At 63.7% G+C, this 9583-nt stretch carries 6 protein-coding genes and 1 pseudogene; all 7 read left to right on the forward strand.

Going from position 1 to position 9583, the window contains the following annotated elements; all coding sequences use genetic code 11:
• The first annotated feature begins 141 nt into the window (after positions 1–141).
• Positions 142–759, forward strand: coding sequence for an ECF transporter S component (locus BMAGN_RS03580; RefSeq protein WP_022859339.1), 618 nt, complete (start codon positions 142–144; stop codon positions 757–759).
• A gap of 65 nt (positions 760–824) precedes the next feature.
• Positions 825–3311 carry an ATP-binding cassette domain-containing protein gene (locus tag BMAGN_RS03585; RefSeq protein WP_033510519.1) on the forward strand — a complete coding sequence of 829 codons (2487 nt, stop codon included), beginning with the start codon at positions 825–827 and terminating at the stop codon, positions 3309–3311.
• 40 nt (positions 3312–3351) lie between these two features.
• On the forward strand, positions 3352–4215 hold the full coding sequence (locus BMAGN_RS03590; protein WP_026501909.1) for a TrmH family RNA methyltransferase: 864 nt from the start codon (positions 3352–3354) through the stop codon (positions 4213–4215).
• Between the two features lie 75 nt (positions 4216–4290).
• Complete coding sequence (pheS, locus tag BMAGN_RS03595) at positions 4291–5358, forward strand: phenylalanine--tRNA ligase subunit alpha (RefSeq protein ID WP_022859342.1); 1068 nt, start codon at positions 4291–4293, stop codon at positions 5356–5358.
• Positions 5359–5364: 6 nt separating this feature from the next.
• Entirely contained in the window at positions 5365–7971 is a 2607-nt protein-coding gene (gene pheT, locus BMAGN_RS03600) for a phenylalanine--tRNA ligase subunit beta (RefSeq protein WP_152593218.1), read from the forward strand.
• A gap of 25 nt (positions 7972–7996) precedes the next feature.
• Positions 7997–8884, forward strand: a complete 888-nt coding sequence (locus BMAGN_RS03605; RefSeq protein WP_022859344.1) for a DUF4190 domain-containing protein — start codon at positions 7997–7999, stop codon at positions 8882–8884.
• 302 nt (positions 8885–9186) lie between these two features.
• Positions 9187–9583: pseudogene (locus tag BMAGN_RS03610) on the forward strand (N-acetyl-gamma-glutamyl-phosphate reductase); the annotation flags it as partial.

Raw genomic sequence — 9583 nt, forward strand, 5'->3', positions numbered from 1 at the left:
CGCCAAGGCGGTTCGGCTGAGAGAAGGATTCCCTTTAACCGATAGAACGTGATTCCAGACAATGCTGGCGCACGGACGTCGATTTTCCCGTGCCTTATACAGTTACGCGAAATTGACTGCGCGATTAGAAAGGCACTGATTATGGCGTATTCTCGCACTGTTGTTCGTCCCACCATGAAATGGCGCGTGGCAGATATTGCCGTCGCTTCCGTCATTGGTGTGGCATCCGCGCTTATCTACTGGGCCGTGGCCATCGCCACCTACGCGCCCTGGAGCCTGCTCGAGGCGATTGTCCCCGGATTGGCCGGCATTTTCAACGGATTGTGGCTGTTTGCCGGCCCGCTGGCGGCCGTGATCGTGCGCAAGCCCGGCGCCGCCATCTACGCGGAAATCGTGGCCGCCGTGCTCGAATCCCTGCTCGGCAACACGTGGGGCGGCGCGGAAACGATTCTCATGGGCCTGACCCAAGGCGTGTTCGCCGAACTCGCTTTCGTGTTCGTGTTCTACCGCGTGTGGAACGTCGGCATCATGATGCTGTCGGGTGCCCTGAGCGGCGTGGCATGCTGGGGCTACTCCTTCTTCACGAACCTGCAGGCCATCAGCTTCACGGGCAGCTACGGCATCGTCTACTTCCTGACCACCGTGGTCTCCGGCGCGCTGATCGCAGGCCTCGCCATGTGGTATTTGTTCATCGCCATCGCGAAGACGGGCGCGCTCGACCATTTCGCTTCCGGCCGTGAAGTGCGCCGCATGCACTAAAGCGGTAGCGTAAACATCGCATTGTGAACCAAACCGTGGTGAGGGGAAAACAGACCGTGGACGACATGGATGAACGCAGCCGCAACGCCGTGCAATTTTGCCATTGGGGATACCGTCACGCTTCGCGCGACCAATTCGCCGTGCGCGGAGTGGACCTGACGATCCGGCAGGGCGAGCACGTCCTGCTGCTCGGCGCGTCGGGCGTAGGCAAATCCACCATGCTCGAAGGCGTCGCGGGACTGCTCGGCGACCAGACCCCCTCGCCGCGGCATGACACTGCGGCACAAGATGACGATACCCGTACCGACCATGAAGCGAACGCCGAGGATCCGCGAGCCGGCGACGAGCTCGTGGCCGACGCGGACGGCGGCATAACCGAAGGCGCCATCCTTGTCCACGGCGTCCCCGCCAACCAGGCCCACGGAGACGTGGGACTCGTTTTGCAAAGCCCCGAAGCGCAGGTCGTGTTCCAGCGCTTGGGGGACAACGTGGCGTTCGGACCTGAAAACATGGACGTGCCGCGCGAAGAGATATGGCCACGCGTCACCGAAGCGCTTGACGCGGTCGGCATGCCCGACGCCCAGCTCGACCGGTCCGTCCTGCACCTGTCGGGCGGACAGATGCAGCGCGTGGCGCTCGCAGGGGCGCTCGCCATGCGCCCCGGAATCGTGCTGCTCGACGAACCGACCGCCAACCTCGACCCCGACGGCGCGGACCAGGTCGTGCAAGCCGTCCGGCAGGCGCTGCGCGCCACACAAGCCACGATGATCCTTGTCGAACACCAGACCGCGCGCTGGATCGACATGGTCGACCGCGTCGTGGTGCTCGGCAGCGTGGAACAGGGAACCGACGACCAGCACACCGTAGTGATGGCCGACGGCACCCCCGAACAAATCTTTACCAACCCCGATCTCGACCTTGAATCATTGGGCGTCTGGATTCCCCCGCAATACCGCAAGAACGAAGGGACCGGCATACTGCACGTGGAAGGGGAGCCCGCCTATAGCGCCCGCACGGGCAACGGACGCACGCTGTTGCGCGCCGAAGACCTGAGCGTGGGCCATGGCGGCCGCCCCATAGCCGAACACATCAGCCTCGACTTGCACGCCGGACAGATCACCGCGCTTGTCGGCACGAACGGCGCCGGCAAATCCACGCTGTCGCTCACGCTCGCGGGACTGCTCGAACCGCTGGCGGGCCAAGTGGTGGCCGGCGACGAGCTCGCCGCGGGAGCCCGCGGACGCTGGCCCATCGACTGGACCAGCCAACAGCTCGCCTCGCGCGTCTCCTACGTGTTCCAAAACCCCGAACACCAGTTCGCGTGCGGCAGCGTCATGGAAGAAATGATGCTCGGCCCCGTCCGCTGCGGCGTGGACGAGGACGAAGCGCGTCAACGCGCCACCACGCTGCTGCGCAGGTTCCATCTCGAACGCTACGCGGACGCGAACCCCTACACGCTTTCGGGCGGCGAGAAGCGGCGCCTTACCGTGGCGGCGGCACTCGCCGCGGCCCCGCGCGTGCTGATCTTGGACGAACCGACTTTCGGACAGGACCGCAACACCTGGATGCAAATCGCACTGCTGATCCGCTCGCTGCGCGCCGACGACATCGCCATCGTGGTCGTCACGCACGACCGTGCGCTCGTACGCGCGCTGGACGCGAACGTGGTGGAACTCGTACCTCAGGACGGCGTCAAGGAATGGGAACGCGCCGAAGAGGATCCCGCCCATGAAATCGCCGTCAGCTCCATCCGCGAACGCTACGAGGAGCCCAAACCTTCGAGCCATTCGCCCGTGCTCGCGTCCATGAACCCCGTGTTCCGCCTCATCGCCGCCTTCGTGGTCTCGCTGCCGTTGCTGCTGTCGCTTGACTGGGTGTCGGCAAGCGTGGCCGTGCTGCTGGAATTCGCCGTGCTCTGGGCCGCCGGCATCAATCCGCTACGCGCCATACGCAGCACATGGCCCATATTCATCGGCGCGCCATGCTCGGCGCTCGCCGTGCTGCTGTACGGAAAATCGGGTGGCGCCACATGGTGGCAGTGGGGATGGATCCATGTCACCGACTATTCGGCGCTGCTGGCGCTGGCGACCATGTTGCGCATTGTGGCCATCGGCATGCCGGCTATCATCGCCGTGCTCGGCATTGACGCGACCGATCTGGCCGACGGGTTCAGCCAGATCCTGCATTTGCCCGACCGCTTCGTATATGGAGGATTGGCGGGCATCCGCCTGTTCTCCGTACTGCAGGACGACTGGGCGTCGCTGACGGCTTCGCGCCGTTCGCGCGGCCTTGGCGACGACAACAAGTTCAAGGCGTTCTTCCCGCAGGCGTTCGCGCTGCTCGTCCTGTCCATCCGCCGTTCCACGATGCTCGCCACCGCCATGCAAGCCAGGGGATTCGGCGGCAGCGGGCCGCGCAGCCACGCCCGCGTCAGCCGCGTCCACGCACGCGACTGGATGCTGCTCGTCGTGGCGCTGGCCGTGCCCGTCATCGCGTTGTGCGCGGCGTGGGGCGCCGGCACGTTCGCGTTCATGGGCAACATTCAGGGCTAGTCGCGCGGCCAAAGGCCGAGGCGCTGCTAGAGTGGGCGTCATGCCAATTCATGAACAGGTCAATGCCAATCCCAAGGCAGAACGATTCCGCAGGATCCGCGAACTGCTGACACGCCACGGCCGCACAAAAGCCGAACGCTTCCTCGTGGAAGGCCCCCAGGCCGTGCGCGAGCTCGTACGCTACGCGCCCGAAGCCGTAAGCGACGTGTACGTAACGGTCAACTCCGCCGAACCCGATGCGGCGTTCATCTCGCCCGTGGTCGGCTCCCTGGCCGGACAGGCCATGCAGGCGCGCCTGTACGTGCACAAGGTCACGCGCGAAGTGGCCGACCATATCAGCACGGACTGCCAGGGCGTGTTCGCTGTCGCCTACACGGACGCGTTCGAACGCTGGCAGCGCGGGCAGGAAATCGGCGACAAGCCGTTCGTGGCCGCGTTCTGGCAAGTGCGCGATCCGGGTAACGCGGGCACCGTGATCCGCAGCGCCGACGCCGCCGGATGCGACGCCGTGATCTTCGTGGACGATTGCGTGGACATGCTCAACCCCAAGGTCATCCGCTCCACCACGGGCTCGCTGTTCCACATTCCGGTACTCACGATGAGCGAGGGGGACATGCTCGCATGGGCCGACGCCCACGGCTGCCGCACCGCCGCGGCCGACGTGTACGGAACGCCGGACCACCAGCCTATGCCGTTGCCGCAATACATGCGCGTCCACAATACGGACGGATCTGTGGTGCTGTTTGGCAACGAGGCGAGGGGACTGACCATTCCCGTGCTGGAACGCATGGACGATATCGTTTCCATCCCCATGTACGGCAAGGCGGAATCGCTCAACCTCGCCATGAGCGCCTCGATCGCGCTGATGAGCATGGCCATGTCGAGCCATGTTGAAACAATGTGAAGTCGGTAAAACGTTGATATTGCGCGATTTTGCACAGTGTCACCATAGGTTCACCACAAACGAGGAAGGGTACTCGTGGCAGAAGGATTAACTTTCGATGCCGAAGCCGTCTCCAACGCGGTCGCAGAAGGTATTGAAAAGATCGAACACGCCTCCACAATGGAGGAGCTCAAGGCCATCAAAACGCAGTATGCCGGAGCTCAGTCGGCCATGACCATGGCCAGCAAGGCCATCGGTTCGCTCGACAAGAGCCAGAAGAAGGACGCGGGCAAGCTCATGGGCAAGCTGCGCGCCGACTTCGGCCGGGCATACGGCGCCAAGGAAGCGCAAGTCAAGGCCGAGGAAGAGGCCCGCCAGCTCGCCGCGGAAACCGTGGACATGACGCTGCCCGTGCGCCGCAAGCCGCTGGGGGCGCGCCACCCGTTGCCGCGCCTCATGGAGGACGTCCAGGACTTCTTCATCAACATGGGATGGCAAATCTCCGACGGCCCCGAAGTGGAAACCGAATGGTACGACTTCGACGCGTTGAACTTCGGCCCCGACCATCCGGCTCGCCAGATGCAGGACACCTTCTACGTCAAGGGCAACCAAGCCAAGGACGCCGCGGGCTTCGTGGGCAGCAACATGGTGCTGCGCACGCAGACCTCCTCCGACCAGGTGCGCGCGCTGATCACGCGTGGCCTGCCGCTGTACATCGCGTGCCCGGGCCGCGTGTTCCGCACCGACGAGCTCGACGCCACGCACACGCCCGTCTTCCACCAGGTGGAGGCGCTCGCCATCGACAAGAACCTGACGATGGCCGACCTTAAGGGCGTGCTCGACAAGCTGGCCGTGGCCATGTTCGGCCCCGAAGCCAAGACGCGCCTGCGCCCGAGCTACTTCCCGTTCACCGAGCCGAGCGCCGAGCTGGATCTGTGGTTCCCCGACAAGAAGGGTGGCGCCGGCTGGCTTGAATGGGGCGGCTGCGGCATGGTCAACCCGAACGTGTTGAAGTCCGCAGGCCTCGATCCGGAAGAGTATTCGGGCTTCGCCTTCGGCGTGGGCGTGGAGCGCACGCTGCTGCTGCGTTCCGACATTAACGACATGCATGACCTTGTTGAAGGCGACGTGCGATTCAGCGAACAGTTTGTGATGGGGGAGTGATACTCAATGCCAATGGTAGATATTGATTGGCTCAGCGACCATGTGGAAGTCCCGAAGGACCTCACCTATGAGCAGCTCGCCAAGGATCTGGTGCGCGTAGGCCTCGAAGAGGAAGAAATTCACCGTTCCCAGCTGACGGGTCCGATCGTGGTGGGCTACGTGGTGGACGCCACTCCGGAACCGCAGAAGAACGGCAAGACGATCAACTGGTGCCATATCGACGTCGGCGACGAATACAACGACGTGGACGAGGACGGCAACAAGGTGCCGCGCGGCATCATCTGCGGCGCGCCGAACATGGCCGCCGGCGAGAAGGTCGTCGTGACGCTTCCGGGCGCCGTGCTGCCGGGCGATTTCCGCATCGAACCGCGCAAGACTTACGGCCACATCTCCGAAGGCATGTGCGCTTCCGAGCGTGAGCTGGGCCTGGGCGACAGCCATGACGGCATCATCCTGCTCAAGGACTATGGCTTCACCGAGGAAGAATACGAAAACCTCAAGCCGGGCGACGACCTCATGCACCTGCTGCATCTGGACGAGCCGATTCTAGAGATCAACGTGACGCCGGACCGCGGCTACGCGTTCTCCTACCGCGGCGTGGCCCGCGAGTACCACAACTCCACGGGCGCCAAGTTCGTCGATCCCGTGCTCGCGCTCCAGGAGAAGGCTCCCCAGCTTGACGCCGCCCAGCCCGCAGGCGACGGCGTAAGCGTCCTTATTGAAGACCACAACCCGATCCACGGCGTCCCGGGCTGCGACCGCTTCTATGCGCGCGTGGTACGCGACTACGACGCGGCCAGCAGCACGCCGAACTGGATGCGCCGCCGCCTGACGCGCGCCGGCATGCGTTCCATTTCGTTACCCGTGGACGTGACGAACTACGTCATGCTCGACCTGGGCCAGCCAATGCACGCCTACGACCTCGACAAGATCGCCATGCCGATCGTGGTGCGCCGCGCCCATGAGGGTGAAACCTTGAAGACGCTGGACGGCAAGGACCACGATCTGAGCGTCGAAGACCTGCTCATCACCGATTCCCCGAACGGCGAGCGCGGCTCGCGCGTGCTGGGCATCGCCGGCGTGATGGGCGGCATGTACGGCGAAGTGACGGCCGAAACGAAGAACATCCTGCTGGAGGCCGCGCACTTCGACCAGGTGACGGTCGCGCGTTCCGCACGCCGCCACAAGATCCCGTCGGAAGCCTCGCGCCGTTTCGAACGCGGCGTGGACGACGCCATGCAGCCGGCCGCCGCACAGATGGCCGCGGAGCTGCTGGCGAAGTACGGTTCCGCGACGCCGTCCGACGAGCCGCTTGACGTGAACAACGTGGCCGCGCGCCAGCCGATCCTGTTCAAGGCGAGCGAAGTCAAGCGCATCGCCGGACTCGATCTCGACATCAACATCATTTCCGACATCCTTACCGACATCGGCTGCAACGTGGCCGGCGGCGGCAACGGTGAATTCTCCGTAATGGCCCCGACTTGGCGCCCGGACCTCAACGAGCCGTGCGACCTTGTGGAGGAAGTGGCCCGCATCGTGGGCTATGACAAGATCCCCGTCACGGTTCCGGCCGTCCCCGTCGAAGGCCATGTGGGCCTGACCGAGGACCAGCTGCACCAGCGCCAGGTGGCCGACGAGCTCGCGCAATACGGCATGGTGGAAGTGCTGAGCTACCCGTTCGTGGGTGCCCAGGACTACAAGAACTTCCTGGCCGACCCTGAGGAGATTGAACGCGTTAGCGTGGAAATCGTGAACCCGCTGGCCGGCGACCGTCCGTTCCTGCGCCGCGAGATTTTGCACACGCTGGCGCAAACGGTGCTGCGCAACATCCACCGCGGTCTGGAAAACATTCAGCTGTACGAGCTCGGACACGTGTACCTCTGGGATCCGGCCGCTCCGGCCATCCCGGCTCTTCCGGGCGGAGTCAAGCCCACCGACGAGCAGCTTGCCGCGCTTGACGCGGGCCTGCCGCAGCAGCCGCTGCACGTCGCGGGCATGCTGACGGGCAACGCGATTGACGACGGCTGGCTGGGCGACCGCCGCGCCGTGGACTGGAGCGACGCCGTTGAAGCCGTGCACCGCATCGCCGCCCGACTGGGCGCCACCATCGCGCTCGAGCAGCCGAAGGCCGAGGACGCCCCGGCCGCCTGGCATCCGGGCCGTGTCGCCTATGTGACGGCCGGCGGCAAGCAGGTGGGCGTGGTCGGCGAACTGCACCCGAAGGTGAACGAGAACCTGGGCCTGCCGGCCCACAGCGCCGCCTTCGAACTGGACCTGACGGCCCTGTTCTCCACGTTGAGCAACAAGCCCGTGCAGGCCAAGCCGATCGCCACGTTCCCGCCCGTCAAGCAGGACCTCGCGTTCGTGGTGCCCGTATCCGTGACGGCGGCCCAGCTCAAGGAAGCTATTGAGGCTGGCGCCGGCGACGATCTCGAGTCCATCGAGCTGTTCGACGTGTACACGGGCGACCAGGTCGAGGAGGGCATGAAGTCGCTTGCATACGCCGTGATTTTCCGCTCGCCGGTTAAAACTCTGGATTCAGCAGATTCCGAGGAAATTCGCAGGCGTATTGTCGAACAGGCAGCTAAGCTTAATGCACAGTTACGCGCATGAGTGAAGTATTTACGGAGGAATGACTATGACAGAGCCGGAACAGCACCAGACGCCCGTTAGCGAGGCGTCGTCCAACCACGATCAGTCATCGGATCGCCAGGCCGTTCCGGCACCTGTCTCGGCTCAGGGCGAAAACACGGCTTCTGCACAGCCGGCCGCCGCACCTGCAGCTTCGTCCACTTCCGCGCCGAAGGACCAGTACGCGGATATCTCCGCGGACGACGACCTTGAATACGCGAGCCAGAAAAAGCTCGAGTACGGCGCGATGGACAGCGATTTTGGTCCCAACTACAACCCGTACCTGTTCGGCAAGCCGGAAAAGCCGGCTTCCCAGCAGCCTCAGGCGCCCCAGCAGAACGGCGTGAACCCGTTCATGGCGCAGCAGAATCCGGCGCAGTCCCAGCAGGGCCAGCAAGGACAGCCTTGGACCGCGAACCAGCAGGGACAGCAGCCCCAGCAAGGTCAGCCCGGCCCGTACCCGTTCGGTTTCGGATTCAATCCGTATGCCGGCCAGGCCGGCCAGACGCACGGCAACGTGTCGTATGACCAGTACGGCATTCCGCACACCAACGACGGACACACGCCGCGCTACATCAACGGCATGGACGTCAACGACCGCATGCAGAACCCGTGGTACGGCCGCTGGGATTCGTACTCGATCATCGCGTTCGTGTTCTCCATCCTGTTCGCCGTTCCCGTGCTGCCCGCGCTGATGGGCGCGCTCGGCATTTGGCGTACGCGCACGTTCCATATGAAGGGCAAGGGACTGGCCATCGCGGCGATCGTCATCAACGTGATCTATACGATCGCGTTCGTATGGATGATGATCAACGGCGTGAGCACCACGGACTTCATCAATTCCATGATGAGCAAGTATTCGCAGTTCCTCGACTCTTCGTCGTCGAACGCCTGATCCGACCGGTCCGTTCACCGACTTACACAAAGTCCCGCACATCTTGTGGTGTGCGGGACTTTTGCATATCCGTGGGCGGCGCGCATATATGGAACGCATATATGGAACGTTGACGGACGCCCATTTGGAATCCCGTATTGCGCATGTTGGAATACATATTCCGCGCGCGGCCGTCATTCTCTACACTCGCTGACAAGAACGGAGCCGAATTCGACTCCACATAGTGAAATGAATAATTATACACTGTAATGAATAATTATATACTCTCTACAAAATGTTCCGTCGTCGAGTAAGGAGTGTCCATGGGGAAATGGTCTGTGGCGGTTGCCGGCGCCACCGGATATGCGGGAGGCGAGATCGTACGCATTCTCGCGTCACATCCGGAATGCGAAGTGACATGCGTGGCGGGGCATTCGTCCGCCGGAAGCCGCTTCGGCGACCTCATGCCGCACATTCCCACGCTCGCGGACATGGTGGTGCAGGACACGACGCCCGAAACGCTCAACGGTCATGATGTCGTTGTATTGGCGTTGCCTCACGGGGCGTCGGGCGCGATCGCGGCCGAACTGGACCCGGACGCATATGTCATCGACCTGGGCGCGGACCACCGTCTCGAATCGCAGGAAGACTGGGACGCGTTCTACGGCGGCGACTTCTACGGATCCTGGGAATACGGGCTTCCCGAACTCATTCTCGGGC

This window comes from Bifidobacterium magnum, from assembly GCF_000741255.1.
GTDB classification, from domain to species: domain Bacteria; phylum Actinomycetota; class Actinomycetes; order Actinomycetales; family Bifidobacteriaceae; genus Bifidobacterium; species Bifidobacterium magnum.